At 71.2% G+C, this 24,079-nt stretch carries 18 protein-coding genes; 10 read left to right on the top strand and 8 right to left on the bottom strand.

The window, feature by feature from the left end:
• Positions 1-11: 11 nt before the first annotated feature.
• The 3 genes from lon to STRBO_RS0107375 all read right to left on the bottom strand — a co-directional run bounded on the left by lon (position 12) and on the right by STRBO_RS0107375 (position 4,485).
• Positions 12-2,414 carry an endopeptidase La gene (gene lon, locus STRBO_RS0107385; protein WP_020114006.1) on the bottom strand — a complete coding sequence of 801 codons (2,403 nt, stop codon included), beginning with the start codon at positions 2,412-2,414 and terminating at the stop codon, positions 12-14.
• A gap of 173 nt (positions 2,415-2,587) precedes the next feature.
• A complete protein-coding gene (locus STRBO_RS0107380; protein ID WP_005480351.1) occupies positions 2,588-3,652 on the bottom strand; it encodes a rhomboid-like protein in 1,065 nt (354 codons plus the stop codon).
• 146 nt (positions 3,653-3,798) lie between these two features.
• Positions 3,799-4,485, bottom strand: a complete 687-nt coding sequence (locus tag STRBO_RS0107375; RefSeq protein ID WP_020114005.1) for a TetR/AcrR family transcriptional regulator — start codon at positions 4,483-4,485, stop codon at positions 3,799-3,801.
• A gap of 199 nt (positions 4,486-4,684) precedes the next feature.
• Between STRBO_RS0107375 and STRBO_RS0107370 the strand changes: the two genes are divergently transcribed.
• The 7 genes from STRBO_RS0107370 (at position 4,685) to STRBO_RS0107340 (ending at position 15,582) form a co-directional block, all read left to right on the top strand.
• Positions 4,685-6,013: an MFS transporter gene (locus STRBO_RS0107370; RefSeq protein ID WP_005480354.1), complete on the top strand. Its 1,329-nt coding sequence runs from the start codon at positions 4,685-4,687 to the stop codon at positions 6,011-6,013.
• A gap of 32 nt (positions 6,014-6,045) precedes the next feature.
• Positions 6,046-7,794: a glycoside hydrolase family 3 protein gene (locus STRBO_RS0107365; protein ID WP_005480355.1), complete on the top strand. Its 1,749-nt coding sequence runs from the start codon at positions 6,046-6,048 to the stop codon at positions 7,792-7,794.
• A gap of 94 nt (positions 7,795-7,888) precedes the next feature.
• Positions 7,889-8,563: a spermine/spermidine synthase domain-containing protein gene (locus STRBO_RS0107360; protein WP_005480357.1), complete on the top strand. Its 675-nt coding sequence runs from the start codon at positions 7,889-7,891 to the stop codon at positions 8,561-8,563.
• Between the two features lie 131 nt (positions 8,564-8,694).
• A complete protein-coding gene (locus STRBO_RS0107355) occupies positions 8,695-9,435 on the top strand; it encodes a response regulator transcription factor (RefSeq protein ID WP_005480359.1) in 741 nt (246 codons plus the stop codon).
• Positions 9,436-9,500: 65 nt separating this feature from the next.
• Positions 9,501-10,628, top strand: coding sequence for a sensor histidine kinase (locus tag STRBO_RS0107350; protein ID WP_005480360.1), 1,128 nt, complete (start codon positions 9,501-9,503; stop codon positions 10,626-10,628).
• Between the two features lie 885 nt (positions 10,629-11,513).
• The gene (locus tag STRBO_RS0107345) at positions 11,514-15,314 is read left to right on the top strand and encodes a multifunctional oxoglutarate decarboxylase/oxoglutarate dehydrogenase thiamine pyrophosphate-binding subunit/dihydrolipoyllysine-residue succinyltransferase subunit (RefSeq protein WP_020114004.1); all 3,801 of its coding nucleotides are present in this window, start codon (positions 11,514-11,516) and stop codon (positions 15,312-15,314) included.
• A gap of 85 nt (positions 15,315-15,399) precedes the next feature.
• Positions 15,400-15,582, top strand: coding sequence for a DUF6104 family protein (locus tag STRBO_RS0107340; RefSeq protein WP_003961784.1), 183 nt, complete (start codon positions 15,400-15,402; stop codon positions 15,580-15,582).
• A 49-nt stretch (positions 15,583-15,631) separates the two neighbouring features.
• Here STRBO_RS0107340 and STRBO_RS0107335 read toward each other — a convergent pair whose 3' ends face one another.
• Positions 15,632-16,483 (bottom strand): hypothetical protein, encoded by an 852-nt coding sequence (locus STRBO_RS0107335; RefSeq protein ID WP_020114003.1) that lies wholly within the window; start codon positions 16,481-16,483, stop codon positions 15,632-15,634.
• Between the two features lie 168 nt (positions 16,484-16,651).
• On the opposite strand from STRBO_RS0107335, the gene STRBO_RS0107330 reads away from it, so the two are divergent.
• Positions 16,652-17,893, top strand: coding sequence for a DUF4097 family beta strand repeat-containing protein (locus tag STRBO_RS0107330; RefSeq protein WP_020114002.1), 1,242 nt, complete (start codon positions 16,652-16,654; stop codon positions 17,891-17,893).
• 1 nt (position 17,894) lies between these two features.
• The gene (locus tag STRBO_RS0107325) at positions 17,895-18,947 is read left to right on the top strand and encodes a PadR family transcriptional regulator (RefSeq protein WP_005480366.1); all 1,053 of its coding nucleotides are present in this window, start codon (positions 17,895-17,897) and stop codon (positions 18,945-18,947) included.
• A 58-nt stretch (positions 18,948-19,005) separates the two neighbouring features.
• Here the strand turns inward: STRBO_RS0107325 and STRBO_RS0107320 are convergent, their stop codons facing one another.
• From STRBO_RS0107320 to STRBO_RS0107305, 4 genes are all read right to left on the bottom strand, one after another.
• The gene (locus tag STRBO_RS0107320; protein WP_005480367.1) at positions 19,006-19,587 is read right to left on the bottom strand and encodes a Clp protease N-terminal domain-containing protein; all 582 of its coding nucleotides are present in this window, start codon (positions 19,585-19,587) and stop codon (positions 19,006-19,008) included.
• Complete coding sequence (locus STRBO_RS0107315; protein ID WP_005480368.1) at positions 19,587-19,796, bottom strand: helix-turn-helix domain-containing protein; 210 nt, start codon at positions 19,794-19,796, stop codon at positions 19,587-19,589. Before STRBO_RS0107315 ends, STRBO_RS0107320 begins: the two co-directional genes overlap by 1 nt.
• Positions 19,797-19,911: 115 nt before the next feature.
• A complete protein-coding gene (locus STRBO_RS0107310; protein ID WP_020114001.1) occupies positions 19,912-20,877 on the bottom strand; it encodes a zinc-binding dehydrogenase in 966 nt (321 codons plus the stop codon).
• A 352-nt stretch (positions 20,878-21,229) separates the two neighbouring features.
• Positions 21,230-22,471, bottom strand: a complete 1,242-nt coding sequence (locus STRBO_RS0107305) for an NAD(P)-dependent malic enzyme (protein ID WP_005480370.1) — start codon at positions 22,469-22,471, stop codon at positions 21,230-21,232.
• A 610-nt stretch (positions 22,472-23,081) separates the two neighbouring features.
• Between STRBO_RS0107305 and STRBO_RS0107300 the strand changes: the two genes are divergently transcribed.
• A complete protein-coding gene (locus STRBO_RS0107300) occupies positions 23,082-24,047 on the top strand; it encodes an ABC transporter substrate-binding protein (protein ID WP_005480372.1) in 966 nt (321 codons plus the stop codon).
• Positions 24,048-24,079: the final 32 nt, after the last annotated feature.

Raw genomic sequence — 24,079 nt, 5'->3', positions numbered from 1 at the left:
CACCCCACCCGTCACGCCGCCAGCGGCACCTCCACACCCGCCGGGGCGAGCGCCAGTTCCAGCACCTGACGGACGTCGGTGACCGCGTGGACGTCGAGCTTGTCGAGCACCTCGGCAGGCACGTCGTCGAGGTCGGCCTCGTTCCGCTTCGGGATGATGACGGTCGTCACGCCCGCCCGGTGCGCGGCGAGCAGCTTCTGCTTGACGCCGCCGATGGGCAGCACCCGCCCGGTCAGCGAGACCTCCCCGGTCATCGCCACGTCCGTGCGGACCAGCCGCCCGGACAGGAGCGAGGCGAGGGCGGTCGTCATGGTGATGCCGGCGCTCGGCCCGTCCTTGGGCACCGCCCCCGCCGGGAAGTGGATGTGCACGCCCCGGTCCTTGAGGTCGGCGACGGGCAGCTCCAGTTCCGCGCCGCGCGAGCGCAGGAAGGAGAGCGCGATCTGCGCCGACTCCTTCATCACGTCGCCCAACTGGCCGGTGAGGGTCAGCCCCGCCGCCCCCGTCTCCGGGTCGGCGAGGGACGCCTCGACGTAGAGCACGTCGCCGCCCGCGCCGGTGACCGCGAGCCCGGTCGCGACACCTGGCACCGCCGTACGCCGCTCCGCCGGGTCCTGGGCCGACTCGGGCACGTGGTGCGGGCGCCCGATGAGTCCGCTCAGATCCTCGTCGGTGACGGTGAACGGCAGCTCGCGCTGCCCCAGTTCGTGCTGGGCCGCGACCTTGCGCAGCAGCCGCGCCACGGACCGCTCCAGGTTGCGGACGCCCGCCTCACGCGTGTACTCACCGGCCAGCCTGCGCAGCGCGCTCTCGTCGAGGACGACCTCGTCGGAGCCGAGGCCGGCCCGCTCCAGCTGGCGGGGCAGCAGGTGGTCCCGGGCGATGACGACCTTCTCGTCCTCCGTGTACCCGTCCAGCCGGACCAGCTCCATGCGGTCGAGCAGCGCCTCGGGGATCGACTCCAGCACGTTGGCCGTGGCCAGGAAGACGACGTCGCTCAGGTCCAGCTCGACCTCCAGGTAGTGGTCCCGGAAGGTGTGGTTCTGCGCGGGGTCGAGGACTTCGAGCAGGGCCGCGGCCGGGTCGCCCCGGAAGTCGGAGCCCACCTTGTCGATCTCGTCGAGCAGGACGACGGGGTTCATGGACCCGGCTTCCTTGACGGCCCGCACGATCCGTCCCGGCAGCGCCCCGACGTACGTACGCCGGTGTCCGCGGATCTCCGCCTCGTCCCGTACGCCGCCGAGCGCGACGCGGACGAACTTGCGCCCCATCGCGTGGGCCACGGACTCGCCGAGGCTGGTCTTGCCGACACCGGGCGGCCCGACGAGCGCGAGCACGGCACCGCCGCGCCGCCCGCCGACGACGCCCAGCCCCCGGTCCGCACGTCGCTTGCGCACGGCGAGGTACTCGGTGATGCGCTCCTTCACGTCCTCGAGACCGGCGTGCTCGGCGTCGAGCACCCGCTGGGCGCCCCGGATGTCGTACGCGTCCTCGGTCCGCTCGTTCCAGGGCAGTTCGAGCACGGTGTCGAGCCAGGTCCGGATCCAGCCGCCCTCGGGCGACTGGTCGCTGGACCGCTCCAGCTTGTCGACCTCCTTGAGCGCGGCCTCCCGTACCGACTCCGGCAGGTCGGCGGCCTCGACACGCGCGCGGTAGTCGTCGGACTCCTCGCCGTCCTGCTCGCCGTTCAGCTCGCGCAGTTCCTTGCGCACGGCTTCGAGCTGGCGCCGCAGCAGGAACTCGCGCTGCTGCTTCTCGACGCCCTCCTGGACGTCCTTCGCGATGGTCTCGGCGACGTCCTGCTCGGCGAGGTGGTCCCGCAGTTGCTGGGTGGCGAGCTTCAGCCGGGCGACGGGGTCGCCGGTCTCCAGGAGCTGGATCTTCTGCTCGACGGTGAGGAAGGGCGAGTAACCGGAGTTGTCGGCGAGCGCGGAGACGTCGTCGATGGCCTGCACCCGGTCCACGACCTGCCAGGCGCCGCGCTTGCGCAGCCAGCTGGTGGCAAGTGCCTTGTACTCCTTGGCGAGTTCGGCGACCTGGCCGGGCAGCGGCTCCGGCACGCTCTCGTCGATGCTCGTCCCCTCGACCCACAGCGCGGCGCCGGGCCCGGTGGTGCCGGCCCCGATCCGCACCCGGCGGACCGCGCGGATGAGCGCGCCGGGGTCCCCGTCGGCCAGCCGTCCGACCTGCTCGACGGTCCCGAGCACACCGGTGGCCGCGTACGACCCGTCGATCCGCGGCACCAGCAGCACCTTCGGCTTCCCGGGCTCCGCCCGCGCCGCCGCCTGCGCGGCCTCCACCGCGGCCCGTACATCCGTGTCATTGAGGTCCAGCGGCACCACCATTCCCGGCAGCACGACCTCCCCGTCGAGCGGCAACACGGGCAGGGTGAGCGGTGTGGACGTCGAAGCCATGATCTCTCCCTCGGCAGTCAAGTTGAGCTACGCCGACTCAATGCACATGAGCCGAGGAATGTTCCCCGAGGGGCGGGGCGTTCGCTGTGGGCGATCAGCGCTGGGCCTGCGGCGGTCGGGCCACGGGAACGCGTCGGCGCCCGACGGGGCCCCGCACGACGCGACCGGCCCGGCTACGCGCCGCCGACCGTCGTGGCCCCGGACCGCCCCGCACCGGCCTGCGGCGGACGTCGGCGTCCCCAGTCGCCCCGGTCCGCCGCCCGCCTCCACCGCCGCACGACCGGCCACGTCGCCACCCCGATCGCCAGGGCCAGCAGGTGCCCCCAGTTCGTCATCGGGTCCGTGAAGGCGAGCAGGTCGTTCACCAGCATCCCGCCGAGCATCAGCAGCATCGGCCACCGCAGCCACGGTGACAGCAGCCCCGCCAGAGCGCCCGCGCTCGCCGCCACCCCGAAGCTGATGCCGTAGTCGAGGCGGTGGAGGGAGCTGACGGGAAGACGGCCGGCCAGGACGGCGAGGCCCACCGGAACCTCCGTCGCCAGGGTGGCGAGGGCGTGGCCGAGCAGGAAGACCCCGGCCGTGCGCCACCCGCCGATCCGGCGTTCCAGCGCGGTCAGCACCAGCAGGAACCCCACGGCATAGACGGACGCGACCCCGCCCGCCACCCACAACGCGCTCGCGAACAGCACGAGCGCCGGGGCCCGCACCAGGTGGGCCACATCCGTGCTGGAGCCCTGGTGGAGCGCGTGCACCAGGGCGGGGCCGGCGTACTCGGCGACGATCGAGGTGACCACCAGGACGGAGGCGTAGAAGAAGGTGAAGGGCGTGGCGACGGGGGTGGGGAGCAGACGCCAGGGACGCGGGAGCCGGGTGCGCGGGAGCGGCAGGCGCGGGAGCGGCAGGCGCGGGAGCCGGGTGCGCGGGAGCCGGGTGCACGGGAGCGGGGCGGGCGCGGGTTCTTCGCGCGCCGGGGGCTCCGCGTCCCGATCCGGCACCCGGGCGCGGGCGGCTGCCGCGCCGGGCTGCCGCGGGATGCCGTCGAGGGCGGGCCCGTTCACCGACGGCGACACGTCGGCCCATGCCCTTCCCGCCCCGGTCGCCATGGTCTCGTCCGGCCCCACGGACGGCACGGACCGCACGGGCTCCAAGGGCTCCAAGGGCTCCAAGGGCTCAGCGGACTTCAGGAACTCCACCGGCTGCACGGCGTTCACGGGCTTCACGGCCTCGGTGGCATCCAAAGCGAGGCGCTCCTTCCGTTTCGCCCCACCTTCGACGCTCCGACACGCCCCTGTCTGTGACCTCCGCCACCCTCGACCCGATTCACAGCGGCTCGACAGCAGCGACGCCCCCGCACCCCGGGCCCCCCGCGCACGTGCCCGCCCGCCTACGAACAACCCTCCGCGCCGATCCCCCGTGACACCCGCTCCACGTACGCCCGGAACCGCCCCGCCATGTCGAACCCCCGCGGATCCAGCACCCACTGGATCTGCAGCCCGTCCATCACGGCGGCCAACTCCTGCGCCACGGCCACGACATCTGTGCCGGCCCGCAGTTCACCGGAGGCCACCCCCCGCCGCAGCACCCCGCCCACGGTGTCCACGACCTCGGCATACCGCCGGACGAAGTACGCGTGGGCGGGATGCTCGGGGTCACCCGCCTCTGCGGCAAGGACGTTGAACATCCGGGTGCGGCCCAACCGTGTGCCGTTGTACTCGGCGAGCTTCACGAGCGCCGCGAACATCTGGGCCGCCGAGTCGAACCGTCGGGAGAAGAACCGCTCCCGGTCGCTGTCGTCTATGCGCTCCAGCACCTGGACGAGCAGATCCTCCTTGCTGCGGAAGTGGTGCAGCAGCCCGCCCTGGGTGATCCCGACATCCTTGGCGATGCGGGCGAGCGAGGCGGCGTGGAACCCCCGCCGGGCGAAATTCTCGACGGCGGCGTCCAGGATGCGCAGCCGCCGCTCGTCCCCGACCGCGTACGAGCCCCGCGCGCCGGACCCCTCCGGCCCGCCCCCGCCGGCCTCCGCCGGCCCACCCTCGCCGGACCCCGCTGACCTCCGGTTCCGCACCATGGCCGTCACCCTAGCCCCCGCCCGACCGCCCCCAGGTCTCTGACTGACCGTCGGTTACACGAGTAATCAATCTGTCCTTTCAAGCCATCTTCCGCGTGATGGTGGCCACTTGTCCAAAACCTAGTACCCACTCGGTTTTGCTGCTTCCCTGAACGGGCCTGCGCGGCGACGCCGCCGCCCTCGTCCCCCAGGAGAGCCCATGGCCGTCACCCCGGACGCCGTCCCGCTCGGCGAGGCGACCGCTCACACCCCCGCGTCACCTCTGCCCCCCGCGTCACCCGGCCCCGCCGACCGGAGCGAGACGGCTCCCGCCCGACTCGTGCTCGGCCTCGCCCTGGCCCAGTTCGGCACCTATCTCGCGGTCCTCACCCCCGTCGTCGTCACCCTCGCCCTGCGCGTGAACCAGATCGTGCCGGAGGCGGACCGGGGTGCGGCCCTCGGCCGGGTGCTGTCCGTCGGCGCGCTGCTCGCCATGCTCGGCAACCCAGTGTTCGGCGCGCTGTCCGACCGCACGACCAGCCGCTTCGGCCGGCGCCGTCCCTGGCTGCTCGGCGGTATGACGGCCGGACTCACCGGTCTGCTGGTGGTCGCCCTCGGCACCGGCCTCACCACCCTGATGCTGGGCTGGGCGCTCGCGCAGCTCGGCATCAACGCGACCCTCGCCGCGCTCACCTCCTGCGTGCCGGACCTGATCCCGGACCGGCAGCGGGCCAGGGTCTCCGGGATCGTCGGCATGACCCTGTCGCTGTCCCTGGTCGCCGGCGCGGGCCTCGCCCGGCTGTTCAGCGGCTCGCTCTTCCTGGCGTTCCTGGTGCCGGGGCTGATCGGGCTGGCCTCCGTCGGCTTCCTGGCCGTGGTCATCAAGGACCGCGACCGCCCGGCGCGCGCCGGCACGTTCGAGCCGTACGGCGTCAAGGAGTTGCTGCGCAGCTTCTGGGTCGATCCGCGCCGGCACCCCGACTTCATGTGGAACTTCGTCGGCCGCTTCCTGGTCTTCACCGGCGTCGCCTGCGTGACCAGCTACTCCGTCTACTTCCTGATGGACCGCATGGGTTACGACGGGGTCGAGGTCGCCGACCGGTTCTTCGTCGGCACCCTCGTCATGGTCGCCGCGACCGTCGTCGGCTCGATCGTCGGCGGCCAGCTCTCCGACCGGTCGGGCCGCCGCAAGCCGTACGTCCTCGGCTCCTCGCTCGGGATGGCCGTCGGTCTCGCGCTCGTGGCGACCGCCCAGACCTTCGGGGCGTATCTCCTCGCCATGGTCGTGTTCGGCTTCGCCGAGGGTCTCTATCTCTCCGTGGACATGGCGCTGGCCGCCGCGGTGCTGCCGGACCCGGAGGAGTCCGCCAAGGACATGGGCGTCCTCAACATCGGCAACGCCCTGCCCCAGTCCCTCGTGCCGATCATCGCCCCGGGCCTGCTGGCCGTCGGCGGCGGCGGCTCCAACTACAGCGCCCTGTTCCTCTTCGGCGCCGTCGCCTCGATCGCGGGCGCCCTCGCCGTCCAGTTCGTCCGTTCGGTCAAGTAGCCGCCAGAGCCCCGTACAAGGAAGCCCCTCGCATGCTCCCGTACCGCGACCCCAGCCGCCCCGCCGACGAGCGCGTGGCGGACCTCCTGAGCCGGATGACCCTCGCGGAGAAGGCGGGCCAGCTCTTCCACTCCATGCTGACCATGAACCCCGACGGGTCACTCACCGGGGCCGCCGACGGAGCGCCCCCGCGTCGCGGCACCGCCGAACTGGTCACGGACGGGCATCTGAGCCACTTCAACCTCCTGGGCCGGTACGGGGTCCGCGAGACCGCCGAGTGGGTCAACCGGCTCCAGGCGCTCGCGGCGGACACCCGGCTGGGCATCCCGGTCACCCTCTCCACCGACCCGCGCCACTCGTTCACCGACAACCCGGGCACGGCGTCCGGCCACGGCGCCTTCTCGGCCTGGCCCGAGCCCCTGGGGCTGGCCGCGATCGGCGAACCGGAGCTGGTCGAGCAGTTCGCCGACACGGTCCGCCGCGAGTACCTCGCCGTCGGCTTCCGCGTCGCCCTGCACCCGCAGATCGACCTCGCCACCGAGCCCCGCTGGTCGCGCCAGTCCGGCACCTTCGGCTCGTCCGCCGAGGTCACGAGCGCGCTGGTCCGGGCGTACGTACGCGGTCTGCAGGGACCCCGGCTCGGCCCGCGCTCGGTCGCCGCCATGGTCAAGCACTTCCCCGGCGGCGGCCCGCAGCGGGACGGCGAGGACCCGCACTTCCCGTACGGCAAGGAGCAGGTCTATCCCGGCGGCATGCGCGACTACCACCTCGCGCCCTTCCGGGCCGCCGTCGAGGCGGGCTGCTCGCAGATGATGCCGTACTACGGTCAGCCGATCGGCGTCGAGGACTGGGAGGAGGTCGGCTTCGGCTTCAACCGGGACGTCCTCACCGGCCTGCTGCGCGAACGGCTCGCCTTCGACGGCATCGTCTGCACCGACTGGGGCCTGCTCACCGACGCGTCCATCGGCGGCGAACCGCACGAGGCACACGCCTGGGGCGTCGAACACCTCACCGTCGCCGAACGCGCGGCCAAGGCCCTGGACGCGGGCGCCGACCAGTTCGGGGGCGAGCAGTGCCCCGAGGTGATCGTCGAACTGGTCCGTTCCGGCCGGATCCCCGAGGAGCGGATCGACGCCTCCGTACGCCGCCTCCTGCGCGAGAAGTTCGTCCTCGGCCTCTTCGAGCGGCGGTACGTCGACCCGGACCGCGCCGAGGAGACCGTCGGCGCGAGCGAGTTCACGGCCCTCGGCGAAGCGGCCCAGCGTCGTTCCCTCACCGTCCTGACCAACCACTCCCTCCTCCCGCTCACCGACCGCCCCAACCTGTACGTCGAGGGCGTGTGCGCGCAGTCGGCGTCCCTGTACGGCAACGTCGTGGCCGACCCCGCCCACGCGGACGTGGCCGTGCTGCGGTTGCGCACGCCGTACGAGGAGCGGCCCGGGCTGTTCGAGTCCTTCTTCCACGCCGGGTCACTGGCGTTCGGCGAGGAACGGCTGAAGGAGATCCTGGCTCTGCTGTCGGCCGTCCCCACGCTGGTCTGCGTCAATCTGGAGCGGCCCGCCGTACTCCCGGAGATCGCGGCGAAGGCGGCCGCGCTCGTCGCCGACTACGGGGCCCACGACGAGGCCCTGCTCGACGTGGCCTTCGGACGGGCGCGGGCCGAGGGGCGGCTGCCCTTCGAACTGCCGCGCTCCATGGCGGCGGTGGCGGCGTCCCGCCCGGACGTGCCCAACGACACCGTGGACCCGGTCTTCCCCTACGGCCACGGTCTGACGCTCTGAACCCCCCGCCCGCCCCGCTCCGATCACGCCAGTTCGTCACCGGGCCGACGTAATTCGGCGGCCGCCGGCGCCCCGGTCGGGTAAGGATGGGCGAATGCCCATCACCGACGAACCCGAAGTCATCGACCGGCGCGAGGGCCCCTACGGCGAGGTCGTGCTGCGACGGCACGGGGAGTTGCTGCAGATCATCGCCAACGGCTGCTTCCTGATGGACACTTCGGACGGCCGCTCGGAACGGCTGCTGGTCGACGCGGCCCTCGACGCGCTGGGCGGGCGTTCCCGGCCGAGTGTGCTGATCGGGGGCCTGGGCGTCGGCTTCTCGCTCGCCCACGCCGCCGCGGATCGGCGCTGGGGAACGATCACAGTTGTCGAACGCGAACCCTCCGTGATCGAGTGGCACCGCGCGGGCCCGTTGGCCGAGGTGTCCGCCGAAGCGCTCGCGGATCCTCGTACGGAGATCGTGGAAGCCGATCTCGTGGCGTACGTCAATGAGACATCCGCCACGTTCGACGCACTCTGCCTGGACATCGACAACGGACCCGGCTGGACCGTCTCCGAGGCCAACGGAAACCTGTACTCACCTGCCGGACTGGCAAACTGCGCACGGGTGTTGAGGCAGGGTGGGGTGCTCGCCGTGTGGTCTGCGCAGCCTTCTGCGGAATTCGAGGAAACCTTGCGGAATGCCGGGTTCCAACAGGTGCGTACCGAAGAGATCGAGGTTGCCCGGGGAGTTCCGGACGTGGTGCACCTCGCGATCCGACCTGGATAGCCGTGGTGCGGCGACTGCCCGTACCCTGCTTGCCTGACGCCGATCATTCAAGCGTCAATCGCAGTCATGCGCAGCCATGCGTAGTCAAGGGATCACCCCACTGATTCCGGAAAGCAACACAGGGGCGGGCGATGGAGCAGACACACACCACCCACAGCAGCAACACCACGGCGACCCCGGGCGCACAGCGCCGGGTCCTCGTGGTCGAGGACGACCCGACGATCGTCGACGCCATCGCGGCCCGCCTGCGCGCCGAGGGTTTCGTCGTGCAGACCGCGACCGACGGGCCGGCCGCGGTCGACACCGCGGAGGCCTGGCAGCCCGACCTGCTGATCCTCGACATCATGCTGCCCGGCTTCGACGGCCTGGAGGTGTGCAGGCGCGTCCAGGCCCAGCGGCCCGTCCCCGTGCTGATGCTCACCGCCCGGGACGACGAGACGGACATGCTGGTCGGGCTCGGCGTCGGCGCCGACGACTACATGACCAAGCCGTTCTCCATGCGTGAGCTGGCCGCCCGCGTGCACGTCCTGCTGCGCCGGGTGGAGCGGGCCGCGCTGGCCGCGACCACACCGCGCTCGGGCATCCTGCGCCTCGGCGAGCTGGAGATCGACCACGCGCAGCGCCGCGTGCGGGTGCGCAGCGAGGACGTGCACCTCACGCCCACCGAGTTCGACCTCCTCGTATGTCTCGCGAACACCCCGCGTGCCGTACTCTCGCGCGAACAGTTGCTCGCCGAGGTGTGGGACTGGGCGGACGCGTCCGGGACGCGGACCGTGGACAGCCACATCAAGGCGCTGCGGCGGAAGATCGGCGCGGAGCGGATCCGCACGGTGCACGGCGTGGGGTACGCCCTGGAGACCCCGACTCCCTGATCCCGTGCCCGCACCGTGCGCGCGGGGCATACGCAGGCACAGAGGGACAGAGGGCTGGTGGCGTCATGAGCGGAGTCGGTGACCCGGGGTCGCGGAAGGGCGCGGGACCGCTCAGCGGTCTGCGTCCCTTCTCGATCAAGACGAAGCTCGGCGCGCTCGTCGTCATCTCGGTCCTGATCACGACCGGTCTGTCGATGATCGCCGTGCACACCAAGACGGAGCTGCGCTTCATCACGGTGTTCTCGATGATCGCCACACTCCTGATCACGCAGTTCGTCGCGCATTCGCTCACCGCCCCCCTGGACGAGATGAACGCGGTCGCCCGGTCCATCTCCCGCGGCGACTACACCCGCAGGGTCAGCGAGAACCGCCGCGACGAGCTGGGCGACCTCGCCCACACGATCAATCTCATGGCCGACGAGCTGGAGGCGCAGGACCGTCAGCGCAAGGAGCTCGTGGCGAACGTCTCCCACGAGCTCCGTACGCCCATCGCCGGTCTGCGCGCGGTCCTGGAGAACATCGTCGACGGTGTCACCCAGGCCGACCCCGAGACGATGCGGACGGCCCTGAAGCAGACCGAGCGCCTGGGCCGCCTGGTGGAGACGCTGCTCGACCTCTCGCGCCTGGACAACGGCGTGGTCCCGCTGCGCCGGCGCCGCTTCGAGGTGTGGCCGTACCTCTCGGGCGTCCTCAAGGAGGCCCAGATGGTCTCCTCGGCCCGGGGCGGCATCGCCTCGGGCTCCGGCAACCACACCCGTACGGACGTCCACCTGCACCTGGACGTCCACCCGCCGGAGCTCACCGCCAACGCCGACCCGGAGCGCATCCACCAGGTCGTCGCCAACCTCATCGACAACGCGGTCAAGCACAGCCCGGCGCACGGCCGCGTCACGGTGAAGGCCCGCCGCGGCCCCAGCCCCGAGTCCCTGGACCTGGAAATCCTGGACGAGGGCCCCGGCATCCCCGAATCCGAGTGGCACCGCGTCTTCGAACGCTTCAACCGCGGCGCCGTCAGCTCCCCCCACGGCCCCGGCAGCGACGGCGGCACCGGCCTGGGCCTCGCCATCGCCCGCTGGGCCGTGGACCTGCACGGCGGCCGCATCGGAGTGGCCGAGTCCCCGAAGGGCTGCCGCATCCGAGTACTCCTGCCAGGCGTCCCGCCCCAGGCCACGCAACGCCAGCTGCAGACCTGAGCCCCCACTCCAGAACGCCGACTCCCCAGTCGCAAGCAGAGGCAGCCTGCGAACTCTCAGCACACCGACCGCGCGCTTCCGCAGCGTGCCGGCCGGGGGCTGCGGCAGCGGGCTGACTGACGCTGTGGCAGCAGGCTGACGGTCCGCGGCAGCGGCTGGCCGGGGCCTGTGACGGCGGGCTGACCGACGGTCTGCGGCAGCGGGCTGACCGGCGGCTGCGGCAACAGACTGACGGGGGCCGGTGACAGCAGGCTGGCTCGGGCTGCGGCAGCAGGCTGGCTGACGGCGTAGGCAGCAGGCTGACCGGGTCCTGGGGCAGCGGGCCGAGCGTCGGCTTTTCAGGGGCGCGGGGAACTGCGCGAGCAACCCCACCCGGCCCGCACCCCACCACCCACCCCCCGCGCACGAACCCCCCGGGGGTCTGGGGGCGCAGCCCTCAGGAACGGGATGGGACGGGTAGGGGCGGCGGGGGCGAAAAAATCCACCGATACCCACATTCCACATGGCTGAATCCCCTCACCATTGCCGAATATCGCTCATCCTCCCGGTGCTTACATCTCCCCCAAGTTGACGTAAAGTTCGAAGCGGAGCCACAAGATCCACGCCCGTTCCGCCCAGCCGGACACGTGTGATCAGGTGCGTTCAGGCAGAGGGCCGCGGACACATACCCGCAGGCCCCACCCGACGCATGCCCGCCGCACACCCCCCACCCCCATTCCGGACCGGAACCACGCTTGTTTCCCGCCATTTCCGCCCCCGAAACACGCTTTCCGATGTGACTTACGCGACGAAGAGCGGACTCGGCCTGACCTACCCGGCCCCGGGGGCGTAGCCTTGATTCCCGCTGTCCATCACCTTGTGAAGCGGAAGAGGGCGGTTGCCGCCGTGTCGCCACAGTCCCCCAGTAACTCGAGCATCTCGACCGACGCAGACCAAGCGGGTAAGAACCCCGCCGCGGCCTTCGGACCGAACGAGTGGCTCGTCGACGAGATCTATCAGCAGTACCTCCAGGACCCGAACTCGGTAGACCGAGCCTGGTGGGACTTCTTCGCCGACTACAAGCCGGGCGCCGCTGCCGCCTCGGCTCCGGCGAGCACTGCGGCCGCGGGGGCCGCAGCGACCACCACACCCGCGGCACCCGCCGCCCCGGCCCAGGCCCAGGCCCCCGCCAAGGCGGCCGCGCCCGCCCCGGCGGCCCCGAAGCCCGCCGCGGCGCCACCGGCCCCGGCCGCCGCGAAGCCCGCCGCCGCTCCGGCCGCGCCCGCCAAGCCGGCGGCCGCCGCACCCGCGAAGCAGGCCACGCCGGCCGCCGCCACCGAGGGCCCGGAGTTCATCACGCTGCGCGGCCCCGCCGCCGCGGTCGCGAAGAACATGAACGCCTCCCTGGAGCTGCCCACGGCCACGTCCGTGCGCGCCGTCCCGGTGAAGCTGCTGTTCGACAACCGCATCGTCATCAACAACCACCTGAAGCGCGCCCGGGGCGGGAAGATCTCCTTCACGCACCTGATCGGCTACGCGATGGTGCAGGCCATCAAGACGATGCCGTCGATGAACTGGCACTACGCGGAGAAGGACGGGAAGCCCACCCTCGTCAAGCCGCCGCACGTCAACTTCGGCCTCGCCATCGACCTGGTGAAGCCCAACGGCGACCGCCAGCTGGTCGTCGCGGGCATCAAGAAGGCCGAGACGCTGAACTTCTTCGAGTTCTGGCAGGCCTACGAGGACATCGTCCGCCGCGCCCGTGACGGCAAGCTGACGATGGACGACTTCACCGGTGTCACGGTCTCCCTGACCAACCCCGGCGGCCTCGGCACCGTCCACTCGGTCCCGCGTCTGATGCCCGGTCAGTCGGTCATCATGGGCGTAGGATCCATGGACTACCCGGCCGAGTTCCAGGGCACGTCGCAGGACACCCTGAACAAGCTGGGCATCTCGAAGGTCATGACCCTGACCTCGACGTACGACCACCGGGTCATCCAGGGCGCCGCCTCGGGCGAGTTCCTGCGGGTCGTCGCCAACTACCTGCTCGGCGAGGGCGGGTTCTACGACGACATCTTCGAGGCCCTGCGTATCCCCTACGAGCCGGTCCGCTGGCTCAAGGACATCGACGCCTCGCACGACGACGACGTCACCAAGGCCGCCCGCGTCTTCGAGCTGATCCACTCCTACCGGGTCCGCGGCCACGTCATGGCCGACACCGACCCGCTGGAGTACCGCCAGCGCAAGCACCCCGACCTGGACATCACCGAGCACGGGCTCACCCTGTGGGACCTGGAGCGGGAGTTCGCGGTCGGCGGCTTCTCGGGCAAGTCCCTGATGAAGCTCCGCGACATCCTCGGCGTCCTGCGCGACTCGTACTGCCGTACGACCGGCGTCGAGTTCATGCACATCCAGGACCCGAAGCAGCGCCGCTGGATCCAGGACCGCATCGAGCGCCCGCACAGCAAGCCGGAGCGCGAGGAGCAGCTGCGCATCCTGCGCCGGCTGAACGCGGCGGAGGCCTTCGAGACCTTCCTGCAGACGAAGTACGTCGGCCAGAAGCGCTTCAGCCTCGAAGGCGGCGAGTCGGTCATCCCGCTGCTCGACGCGGTCATCGACAGCGCGGCGGAGTCCCGTCTCGACGAGGTCGTCATCGGCATGGCCCACCGCGGCCGCCTGAACGTCCTGGCGAACATCGTCGGCAAGTCGTACGCCCAGATCTTCCGCGAGTTCGAGGGCAACCTCGACCCGAAGTCGATGCACGGCTCCGGCGACGTGAAGTACCACCTGGGCGCCGAGGGCACCTTCACGGGCCTGGACGGCGAGCAGATCAAGGTCTCCTTGGCCGCCAACCCCTCTCACCTGGAGGCGGTCGACCCGGTCCTGGAGGGCATCGTCCGTGCCAAGCAGGACATCATCAACAAGGGCGGCACGGACTTCACGGTCATGCCGGTGGCGATCCACGGCGACGCGGCCTTCGCGGGCCAGGGCGTGGTGGCCGAGACCCTGAACATGTCGCAGCTGCGCGGCTACCGCACCGGCGGCACGGTCCACATCGTCATCAACAACCAGGTCGGCTTCACGGCCGCCCCGGAGTCCTCGCGCTCGTCGATGTACGCCACCGACGTGGCGCGCATGATCGAGGCCCCGATCTTCCACGTGAACGGCGACGACCCGGAGGCCGTGGTCCGCGTCGCGCGGCTGGCCTTCGAGTTCCGCCAGGCGTTCAACAAGGACGTGGTGATCGACCTCATCTGCTACCGCCGCCGCGGTCACAACGAGTCGGACAACCCGGCCTTCACCCAGCCGCTGATGTACGACCTGATCGACAAGAAGCGCTCGGTGCGCAAGCTCTACACCGAGTCCCTCATCGGTCGCGGCGACATCACCCTGGAAGAGGCCGAGCAGGCCCTGCAGGACTACCAGGGCCAGCTGGAGAAGGTCTTCACCGAGGTCCGCGAGGCCACCTCGCAGCCGGTGTCCGGCGAGGTCCACGACCCGCAGGACGGCTTCCCAGTCGCGGTGGACACCGCGATCACCGCGGAGACCGTCAAGCGCATCGCCGCGTCCCAGGTCAACGTCCCCGACCACATCACCGCCCACCCGCGTCTGCTGCCGCAGCTGCAGCGCCGGGCGGCCATGGTCGAGGACGGCACGATCGACTGGGGCATGGGCGAGACCCTCGCGGTCGGCTCCCTCCTCCTGGAGGGCACCCCGGTCCGCCTGGCCGGCCAGGACTCGCAGCGCGGCACCTTCGGCCAGCGTCACGCGGTGATCATCGACCGTGAGACGGGCGAGGAGTTCACGCCGCTGATGTACCTCTCCGAGGACCAGGCGCGGCTGAACGTCTACAACTCCCTGCTCTCCGAGTACGCGGCGATGGGCTTCGAGTACGGCTACTCGCTCGCCCGTCCCGAGTCCCTGGTGATGTGGGAGGCCCAGTTCGGCGACTTCGTCAACGGCGCCCAGACGGTCGTGGACGAGTTCATCTCGTCGGCGGAGCAGAAGTGGGGCCAGACGTCCGGCGTCACCCTGCTGCTCCCCCACGGCTACGAGGGCCAGGGTCCGGACCACTCGTCCGCCCGCCCGGAGCGCTTCCTGCAGATGTGCGCGCAGAACAACATGACGGTCGCCATGCCGACCTCCCCGTCGAACTACTTCCACCTCCTGCGGTGGCAGGTGCACAACCCGCACCACAAGCCGCTGGTCGTCTTCACCCCGAAGTCGATGCTGCGCCTGAAGGCCGCCGCGTCGAAGGCGGAGGAGTTCACGAGCGGTGAGTTCCGCCCGGTCATCGGCGACAGCTCGGTCGACCCGAACGCGGTCAAGAAGGTCGTCTTCTGCGCCGGCAAGGTCTACTACGACCTGGAGGCCGAGCGCCAGAAGCGCGGCATCACGGACACGGCGATCATCCGCATCGAGCGCCTCTACCCGCTGCCGGGTGCCGAGGTCCAGGCGGAGGTCAACAAGTACCCGAACGCCGAGAAGTACCTGTGGACCCAGGAGGAGCCGGCGAACCAGGGTGCCTGGCCGTTCATCGCGCTCAACCTGATCGACCACCTCGACCTCGCGGTCGGCGCGGACGTCCCCCACGGCGAGCGGCTCCGCCGCATCTCCCGCCCGCACGGCTCGTCGCCTGCGGTGGGTTCGGCCAAGCGGCACCAGGCCGAGCAGGAGCAGTTGGTGCGTGAGGTGTTCGAGGCGTAACAACCCTCGACGACCGTACGCAACCGGGCCGCACCCCGTCTCCAGGGGTGCGGCCCGGCCGTTTCCCCGCACTTATCCTTGACCCATGTACTTCACGGACCGTGGCATCGAGGAACTGGAGAAGCGGCGCGGCGAGGAGGAGGTCACCTTCGAGTGGCTGGCCGAGCAGCTGCGGACGTTCGTCGATCTGAATCCGGACTTCGAGGTGCCGGTGGAGCGGCTGGCGACCTGGCTGGCGCGGCTGGACGACGAGGACGAGGACGAGTAGCCGTCGCCTTCGGCAGAAACGGGAGCACTCGGGTCAGGAGCGAGAGCACTCAGTCGCGCGGGTGGGACAGGTCGTACAGCAGGCCCACGGCGCCGTGGGTGATGAGGAGGCTGCCGGCGGTCAGCCAGCCGAGGCTCCGGCGGTGCAGGCCCCAGGCCGTGAGCGGTAGGCCCGCGAGGAGTTGCGCGGCGGCCAGGGCGCGGGCTCTGGGGGTGCCGGCCCAGGGGAGCCAGGGGCCTAGGCGGCCGCGTTCGAGGGCGTCGAGTTCCGTACGGACCGCCCCGCGCCAGCCGGTCCACTCGATGCGCTGGACGCCGGGCTGGACACGGGCGACCTCGCGGAGCCGGTCGGCGGGTTCGCCCGGGCCGAGGCCGGCGGGGAGCGTCACGCCCGCGCGGGCGAGGACGGCGAGGAGGCCCAGCAGCCGGGAGCGGGCGTCCGCCGTCGGATCGGGTCGTGTCAGGCCGTCCAGGGCCTGCGCGTCGAGCACCGGGTCCAGGCCCAGACGAGCCGCGAACGTACGCATCGCCTCGTCCTCGCCGACCGGGGTGCCGTTCGCGAGCCATACGTAGCCGACGGTGCGGCGGAAGCCGGCGGCGAGGGTGTAGCCGCTGCGGTCCGCGTCCCACCACAGCGCGAGCACGGGCCAGGGAACGCCGACGGCCAGGGCGGTCGCCCAGCCGGTGAGCACGCGGTCGACGGGTTCTCCGCCCTGCAGCCAGGGCTTTCCCTCGGGCACGAGCGCGGTCCACTCGGCTCCGGCGGGGGTGAGCAGCATGCGCTCGCGGAGCAGTTGGGCGACGGGGGCGACGGAGTCGGGATCCGCCCGGCAGAGCAGGAGCGCGCCGGGGGCGGGGGTGGGCCGGGGGGCACGGGGCCCCGGGGAGCGTTCCGTCGACATGCCCTCCACGCTAGGCCGATTTGCCCCCTATGTACGAGTGAGGTCACCAGAACGGGTGTCTTGACTTTCCGTGACCGCGATATATCGTGAATAGTGAGAACGCGATAGTGCGTGTATGGTCTACGTCCTCTCGTCCTGCCCGTCTGTCATGCCGAGGGGGTCAGCACCATGTCCGAATGGTCCGTCGCCGAGCCGCAAAGGCTCACGTTCGACGAACCGGTGACGGCACTGCATGTGCGCGTCGTCAACGGAACGGTCAACGTGGTGGGCACCGACGAGAGTTCCGCCCGTCTGGAGGTGTCCGCAGTCGAGGGCCCACCCCTGACGGTGACGCAGAAGGGCGGCACCCTGACCGTCGCCTACGACGACCTGCCCTGGAAGGGCTTCCTCAAGTGGCTCGGCCGGAAGGGTTGGCGTCGCAACGTCCTGGTGTCGCTGGCCGTCCCGGCGGCCACCCATGTGGAAGTGGGCGTGGTCGGCGCGACGGCGGTCGTGACCGGGCTGGAGGGGCACACCGAGGTGAAGGGCGTCTCGGGCGACGCCACCCTGGTCGGTCTGGCGGGCCCGGTGCGCGCCACGACGGTGTCGGGGAACGTGGAGGCGCAGTTCCTCAGCGGCGCCCTCCGGCTCAGCTCCGTCTCCGGCGACCTGACCGTCATGGAGGGGTCCTGCCCCAGCGTGAAGGCCGACTCGGTGAGCGGCTCCATCATCCTCGACCTCGATCCCACGGGCGGCCCCACCGACGTCGGCCTCACCAGTGTCTCCGGTGAGATCGCCATCCGTCTCCCCCACCGTACCGACGCCGAGGTCGAGGCCAACACCGCCAGCGGCACCATCTCCAACGCCTTCGAAGACCTCCGCGTCAGCGGTCCCTGGGGCGCCCACAAGATCACCGGCCGCCTGGGCGCGGGCAACGGCCGCCTCAGGGCCACCACCGTCTCCGGGTCCATAGCCCTCCTGCGCAGGCCCCCGTCGGAGGACGAACCACGGGAGCCGGACCGCGGGGGCCGGGCGGAGGCCGGGGAGCCTGAGCCGGGCGACAGCGCGGAGAAGGCGGCGGACGCGGCGGAGGCGACGGAGGCGGGGCGGACCCCGGGAGCGCGGCAGGACCCGCGTCCGGGTACACCGGACGCGACACCGAGCGGGTCCGTCTCCACCGGCCTCCCGGCCGCCGACCGACCCGATGACGAAAGCGAGCCCTCGCCCACCGACCCGACCGACGGCCACGGCGGCCCCCCGCCCACCCACCGGCCCGAGGGCATGAGCGACCATTCGTCGGACGGGTTCTCCGCCGCGGCGGAGAACCCGTCCGGCCACGCGCCCGTCCCGGACGACGGACCGGACGCCCCCGGGGCCGACCGGCCGGCCGACGCCGCGACCGACCGCACGACCGACAAGAAGGTGTTCTGACATGCCTCCCGTCTTCGCCCACGGACGCCTGCGGCTGTATCTGCTGAAGCTGCTGGACGAGGCGCCGCGCCACGGCTACGAGGTGATCCGGCTGCTGGAGGAACGCTTCCAGGGCCTGTACGCCCCCTCGGCCGGCACCGTCTACCCCCGTCTGGCCAAGCTGGAGGCGGAGGGACTGGTCACCCACACCACCGAGGGCGGCCGCAAGGTGTACGCGATCACGGACGCGGGCCGCGCCGAACTGGCCGACCGCGGCGGCGAGCTGGCCGATCTGGAGCTGGAGATCCGCGAATCGGTGGCGGAGCTGGCCGCCGAGATCCGGGCCGACGTACGGGGCGCGGCGGGCGACCTGCGCCGCGAGATGCGGGCGGCCGCGTCCGAGGCCCGCGGGGGCGGCGGGACGGGCGAGGGGGAGCAGGGGACGCCCGGGGAGTTCGGGGGGTACGCCGACAACGCGTCCTGGCGGGCCGCCAAGGAGGAGATGCGCCGCGTCAAGCAGGAGTGGAAGGAGCAGGCACGCCGCGCGAAGGACGAGAGCCGGCGTGCCCGTGAGGAGGCCCAGCGTGCCCGCCGCCAGGCCAAGGAGGCACAGGAGCATGCCCGCACCCAGGCCCAGGAGGAGCTGCAGCGCATCGCCAAGCGAGTCCAGGACCACGTCCAGGACCACTTCACCCGGGGCGACTGGCCGACAGGCGTCCGGGAGGGGCTGACCGAACTGGCCAAGGAGTTCGGCGAGTTCGGGAAGGACTTCGGAATGGAGTTCGGAAAGGACTTCGGCTTCGGGCGTACGGGCGCGGCGACCGGCGCCGGGGAGCCCGAGTACTCGGCCACCCCCGAGGAGTTCCCGGCCGGGTACGAGCCCGCCTGGGTGCACGAGCCGCCCACGGGTGAACCGGCCCGTGACCTCGACCGTCTCCTGGACCGCTTCCGCGACGACATTCGTGACGCGGCCCGCGACCACGGCGTGACCGAGGAGCAGCTGCGCGACGCCCGACGCCACCTGTCGACAGCGGCGGCCCACATCGGCGTGGTGCTGCGGGCACCCAAGGGATGAGGCGGGGCGGCATTCGCCGCACCCCCGGCGCGCTCACCCAGCGGCTCACCCGGTGCACTCACCCCGCTTTGGCCTCCCCCGCCCCGTACAGCACCCGCTCCAGCGCCGCGTACGTCACCCCGTGGTCCGCGAGGACCTCGGCCGGGATGCCGGGGCGGGTGGTGAGGGCCAGAAGGAGGTGTTCGTCGCCGATGTGCCGGTCGCGGTGGGCGTGGGCGGCGCGCAGGGAACGGGTCAGGACGTCCTTGGCGTCGCGGGTGAAGGGCCGGTGGCCGGAACGGCGCGCCCAGCCGCTCCCGAAGCCCTTCCGCTCCGAGGCCAACGCCCCCACGCCGTGAGCCTCTTCGACGCGGGAGACGATCTCGGAGAGGTCGATGCCGAGGCCGGAGAGGGCGTCGACGTCGGCGCGGGAGAGCCCACCTCGGCGGCGGGCCTCGGCGAGGGCACGCTCGACGGACTCCCGGCGGTCCGCTCCGGCGAGCCCCAGCGCGGCCAGGGCGAACGAGGCGCGGCTGGCCTCGCGGTCCAGCAAGGAGAGGAGGAGGTGCTCCTCGGTCACCTCCGTCGCACGGGTGCGTTCGGCGTGGTCCACCGCTCCCAGAACCACGGCACGGGCGTCTTTCGTGAACCGTTCGAACATCAATGCCTCCCGTACTTCTTGTGCACGGCCTGCCTGCTCACTCCGAGTTCCGTGGCGATCTCCTGCCACGACCAGCCCTGCCGGCGGGCGCTGCGCACCTGCACCGACTCCAGTCGCTCCAGCAGCCTCCGCAGCGCGGCGACGGCCCGCAGCCCGACCCGGGGGTCGCCGTCGCCCGCGCGCTCGGCGAGATCCGTTGCTTCGGTCATGATGTCAACCTACGTTGACATCCACTGTCGCGTCAACCCCAGTTGACATGACGACGGCCGGCCCGGAGAACCGGGCCGGCCGTCGCCGTCGCCGTCGCTGTAACGAGAGAGTCCGTCAGGGGCTGGTGAGCACGATCTTGCCGAACTGGTCGCCCGCCGCCAGGCGTTCGAAGCCCTCGCGGGCGCGGTCCAGGAGAAGCACCTCGTCGATGACGGGGCGGACGCCCGTCGCGGCGCAGAAGGAGAGGAGGTCCTCCAGTTCGTCCTTGGTGCCCATGGTGGAGCCGACGACCTTGAGTTCGAGGAAGAAGATGCGGGTCAGTTCGGCGTGGGAGGGGCGGTCGCCGCTGGTGGCGCCCGAGATGACGAGGCTGCCGCCGGGGCGCAGCGACTTCACCGAGTGGGACCAGGTGGCGGCACCGACGGTCTCGATGACCGCGTCGACACGCTGCGGCAGCCGGGCCCCCGACTCCAGCGCCTCCACCGCGCCCAGCTCCAGGGCGCGCTTGCGCTTGGCCTCGTCCCGGCTGGTGGCGAAGACCCGCAGTCCGGCCGCCTTGCCCAGCACGATCGCCGCGGTGGCGACACCACCGCCGGCGCCCTGGACGAGGACGGAGTCACCGGGGCGTACGCCGGCGTTGGTGAAGAGCATGCGGTATGCCGTCAGCCAGGCGGTGGGCAGACAGGCGGCCTCCGCGAAGGAGAGTTCCGCGGGCTTGGGGAGGACGTTCCAGGTGGGGACGGAGACGAGTTCGGCGAAGGTGCCCTGGTAGCGCTCGGTGAGGATCGAGCGGGGCTCGTCGGGGCCGACCCCGTGGCCGGTCTGGCCGATCACCGAGTGCAGGACGACCTCGTTGCCGTCCTCGTCCACACCGGCGGCGTCACAGCCGAGGATCATGGGCAGCTTGTCCTCGGCGAGGCCGACCCCGCGCAGGGACCACAGGTCGTGGTGGTTCAGCGAGGCGGCCTTCACCCTCACGGTCGTCCAGCCGGGCCTCGGTTCCGGGGCCGGGCGGTCACCCAACTCCAGTCCGTCGAGCGGTCGATCACGGTCGATGCGGGCGGCGTAGGCAGCGAACATGCGCCTGACCATAGGGGGACGCCGGAGGCGATGGAACCGGGGAGGACTGTGACACGCGTCCCGTCACCCGGACTCGCGCGATCGAACTCGGGAGCACGGGTGGTACGGCGGGTGCGGCCGAGTGGTACTTCTCGCGCAGTTCCGCGCGCCTGAGTGCCTCCGGCCCTCCCGGGCCGAAAAAGCAGGGGCGCGGCCCCGCTTTTTCAGCGGCGCGGGGAAGTGCGCGACCAGCCCCCACCGGACCCGCGGACCCACCGGACCCGCACTGGGGGGCGCAGGGGCACCGCCCCTGGTGAGGGGACGGGTAGGGGCGGCGGGGGCGAGACCATCCCGCACCGCCCCGGCACTCGGCTCAGCGCCGAGCCACACCCTCCGCCCGAGCCGCCGCGGCGACCGCCGCGGTCACGGCAGGAGCGACCCGCTCGTCGAACGGCGACGGAATGACATAGTCCGCGGCGAGGTCGTCGCCGACGACCGACGCCAGCGCCTCGGCCGCCGCGATCTTCATCCCCTCGGTGATCCGGGAGGCCCGCACCTGGAGGGCCCCCGCGAAGATCCCCGGGAAGGCGAGGACGTTGTTGATCTGGTTCGGGTAGTCGGACCGCCCGGTGGCGACGACCGCCGCGTACTTGTGCGCGACGTCCGGGTGCACCTCGGGGTTGGGGTTGGCCATGGCGAAGACGAACGCGTTCTCGGCCATCGAGGCCACCGCCGCCTCCGGGACCGTACCGCCGGAGACGCCGATGAAGACGTCCGCGCCCGCGAGGGCGTCCTCCAGGGAGCCCGAGAGCCCGGCCCGGTTGGTGAGTTCGGCGAGTTCCCGCTTGACCGGCGTGAGGTCCTCGCGGTCCGCGGAGACGATGCCCTTGCGGTCGGCGACCGCGACGTCGCCGAGACCGGCCTCCAGCAGCATCTTGGCGATGGCCACACCGGCCGCGCCCGCGCCCGAGATGACGGCCCGCAGATCGCCCAGCCCGCGCCCGGTCAGCTTCGCCGCGTTCCGCAGCGCCGCCAGCGTCACGACCGCCGTGCCGTGCTGGTCGTCGTGGAAGACGGGGATGTCGAGGGCTTCCTGGAGCCGCTTCTCGATCTCGAAGCAGCGGGGCGCGGAGATGTCCTCCAGGTTCACGCCGCCGAAGGAGGGCGCCATCCGGACGACGGTCTCGATGATCTCGTCGACGTCCGTGCAGGCGAGCGCGATCGGCACCGCGTCGACGCCGCCGAACTGCTTGAACAGGATCGCCTTGCCCTCCATCACGGGCAGGGAGGCCTCGGGGCCGATGTCGCCGAGTCCGAGGACCGCTGTACCGTCCGTCACGACGGCGACGACCGACGACTTCCACGTGTAGTCGTTGACCAGGTCGGGCTGCTCGGCGATGGCGGTGCACACCCGCGCGACGCCGGGCGTGTAGGCGAGGGACAGGTCGTCCTTGTCCCGGATCGGCACGGTGGCCTGCACGGCCATCTTGCCGCCCCGGTGCAGGGCGAAGGCGGGGTCGAAGGAGTCGAGGGAATTGAGAGGCTCCGCCCCGCCCTCCTGTCCCGTACTGTCGTCGCCACTGTCGGTGCGAGGATTGACAATCTCCGCTGCCACTGGTGTTACCCCTTAGGTCTTCATGGTTTGAGGGTGTTCCGCTTCCGGTCCGCAAGCGGGCGGGCACCGCGTAAGTCCCAGGTCACCGATACGTACGGCGACGCCTGCGGGCTCAGACGCGACGGGCGCGCCGCACACGCGCCCTGGGCCCCGGATGAGGGGTGTAAGGAACCTTCTTACCGGACGGACGGTGCCGACGACGAGTCCACACGTCTTGATACCTCGAAGGTCACAACTCGTAGGTCATTTGAAGACGATCATGGACCGTTCGATTCATCGACGGATAACGGGGCAAGTCGGTACACGTCATGACAAGTCACGTACAGCCACGTGTGCGGAGTTCGAGGCCGACCGCATCCTGAGATGCGCCGAAGATCTTCCGGCCGGAAGGAGGAATTCCCGCACAGGATCCGGTGTGATCACCTGGTCCGCGGCGGTTCGTAGGTCATCGGGGGGTCACCCGTTATCCGATTTTGACATGGCCGGTCATCTGATTGCACATGCCCGAATGGCAAGATGCCGTAATCACACGAGGTCGCCACACTCGAAGACGCGTGTTAATCGTCGACCTGTCGGCAACTCCACACCACCCCCGCCGGAGGAACCCACCATGACCGCAAGCACCACCTGTCGTACGACCGGCCTGCGTTCCCGTACCGCCGCCGTCGGAGCGATCGCGGTCGCGGGCGCCCTGCTGCTCACCGGCTGCGGTGACCAGACCAAGAGCAAGGACAGCGGTTCGGAGACCGCCTCGGCCAGCGGTGCCCCGCTGGCCGACAAGCTGCCCGCGGCCCTCCGGGACAAGGGCGTGATCAACGTCGGTTCGGACATCGCGTACGCCCCCGTGGAGTACAAGGACGAGTCCGGCAAGGTCGTCGGCATCGACCTCGACATCGCCGCGGCGATGGGCAAGCAGCTCGGCGTGGACTTCAAGTTCCAGAACGCCACCTTCGACACCCTCATCGGTGGTCTGGCGGCCAAGCGGTACGACATCGCCATGTCGGCCATGACGGACACCAAGGACCGCCAGGAGGGCATCGACGCCGACACCGGCAAGAAGGTCGGCGCCGGCGTCGACTTCGTCGACTACTTCACCGCGGGCGTCTCGCTGTACACCAACAAGGGCGACGACCAGGGCATCAAGACCTGGGACGACCTGTGCGGCAAGACGATCGCCGTGCAGCGCAACACGTTCTCGCACGACCTCGCCAAGGACCAGGCGGCGAAGTGCAAGAAGGACGGCGGCAAGGCCCTCAAGATCGAGGACTTCGCCACCAACCCCGAGGCCGAGACCCGGATGCGCTCCAAGGGCGCGGACGTCGTCTCCGCCGACTACCCGGTCGCCGCGTACTCGGTGAAGACCTCGGGCGGCGGCAAGTACTTCGAGATCGTCGGCGACCAGGTCGAGGCCGGCCCGTACGGCATCGCCGTCGCCAAGGACAACACCGAGCTGCGCGACGCGCTGCAGGCCGCCGTCCAGGCGATCATCGACAACGGCGAGTACGAGAAGATCGTCAAGAAGTGGGGCGTCGAGGACGGCGCGATCACCGAGGCCAAGGTCAACGGCGGCTCCTGATTCTCGGCTCGGTTCTGAAAGGCAAAGGCTCC

The sequence above is a fragment of the Streptomyces bottropensis ATCC 25435 genome (assembly GCF_000383595.1).
GTDB classification, from domain to species: domain Bacteria; phylum Actinomycetota; class Actinomycetes; order Streptomycetales; family Streptomycetaceae; genus Streptomyces; species Streptomyces bottropensis.
This window is presented reverse-complemented; position numbering and strand designations above follow the sequence as displayed.

Bases quoted from the DNA above. Each gene is read 5' to 3' on its own strand.
- lon (WP_020114006.1), bottom strand. From the start codon at position 2,414: ATGGCTTCGACGTCCACACCGCTCACCCTGCCCGTGTTGCCGCTCGAC.
- STRBO_RS0107375 (WP_020114005.1), bottom strand. From the start codon at position 4,485: ATGGTGCGGAACCGGAGGTCAGCGGGGTCCGGCGAGGGTGGGCCGGCG.
- STRBO_RS0107370 (WP_005480354.1), top strand. From the start codon at position 4,685: ATGGCCGTCACCCCGGACGCCGTCCCGCTCGGCGAGGCGACCGCTCAC.
- STRBO_RS0107365 (WP_005480355.1), top strand. From the start codon at position 6,046: ATGCTCCCGTACCGCGACCCCAGCCGCCCCGCCGACGAGCGCGTGGCG.
- STRBO_RS0107360 (WP_005480357.1), top strand. From the start codon at position 7,889: ATGCCCATCACCGACGAACCCGAAGTCATCGACCGGCGCGAGGGCCCC.
- STRBO_RS0107355 (WP_005480359.1), top strand. From the start codon at position 8,695: ATGGAGCAGACACACACCACCCACAGCAGCAACACCACGGCGACCCCG.
- STRBO_RS0107350 (WP_005480360.1), top strand. From the start codon at position 9,501: ATGAGCGGAGTCGGTGACCCGGGGTCGCGGAAGGGCGCGGGACCGCTC.
- STRBO_RS0107340 (WP_003961784.1), top strand. From the start codon at position 15,400: ATGTACTTCACGGACCGTGGCATCGAGGAACTGGAGAAGCGGCGCGGC.
- STRBO_RS0107335 (WP_020114003.1), bottom strand. From the start codon at position 16,483: ATGTCGACGGAACGCTCCCCGGGGCCCCGTGCCCCCCGGCCCACCCCC.
- STRBO_RS0107330 (WP_020114002.1), top strand. From the start codon at position 16,652: ATGTCCGAATGGTCCGTCGCCGAGCCGCAAAGGCTCACGTTCGACGAA.
- STRBO_RS0107325 (WP_005480366.1), top strand. From the start codon at position 17,895: ATGCCTCCCGTCTTCGCCCACGGACGCCTGCGGCTGTATCTGCTGAAG.
- STRBO_RS0107320 (WP_005480367.1), bottom strand. From the start codon at position 19,587: ATGTTCGAACGGTTCACGAAAGACGCCCGTGCCGTGGTTCTGGGAGCG.
- STRBO_RS0107315 (WP_005480368.1), bottom strand. From the start codon at position 19,796: ATGACCGAAGCAACGGATCTCGCCGAGCGCGCGGGCGACGGCGACCCC.
- STRBO_RS0107310 (WP_020114001.1), bottom strand. From the start codon at position 20,877: ATGTTCGCTGCCTACGCCGCCCGCATCGACCGTGATCGACCGCTCGAC.
- STRBO_RS0107300 (WP_005480372.1), top strand. From the start codon at position 23,082: ATGACCGCAAGCACCACCTGTCGTACGACCGGCCTGCGTTCCCGTACC.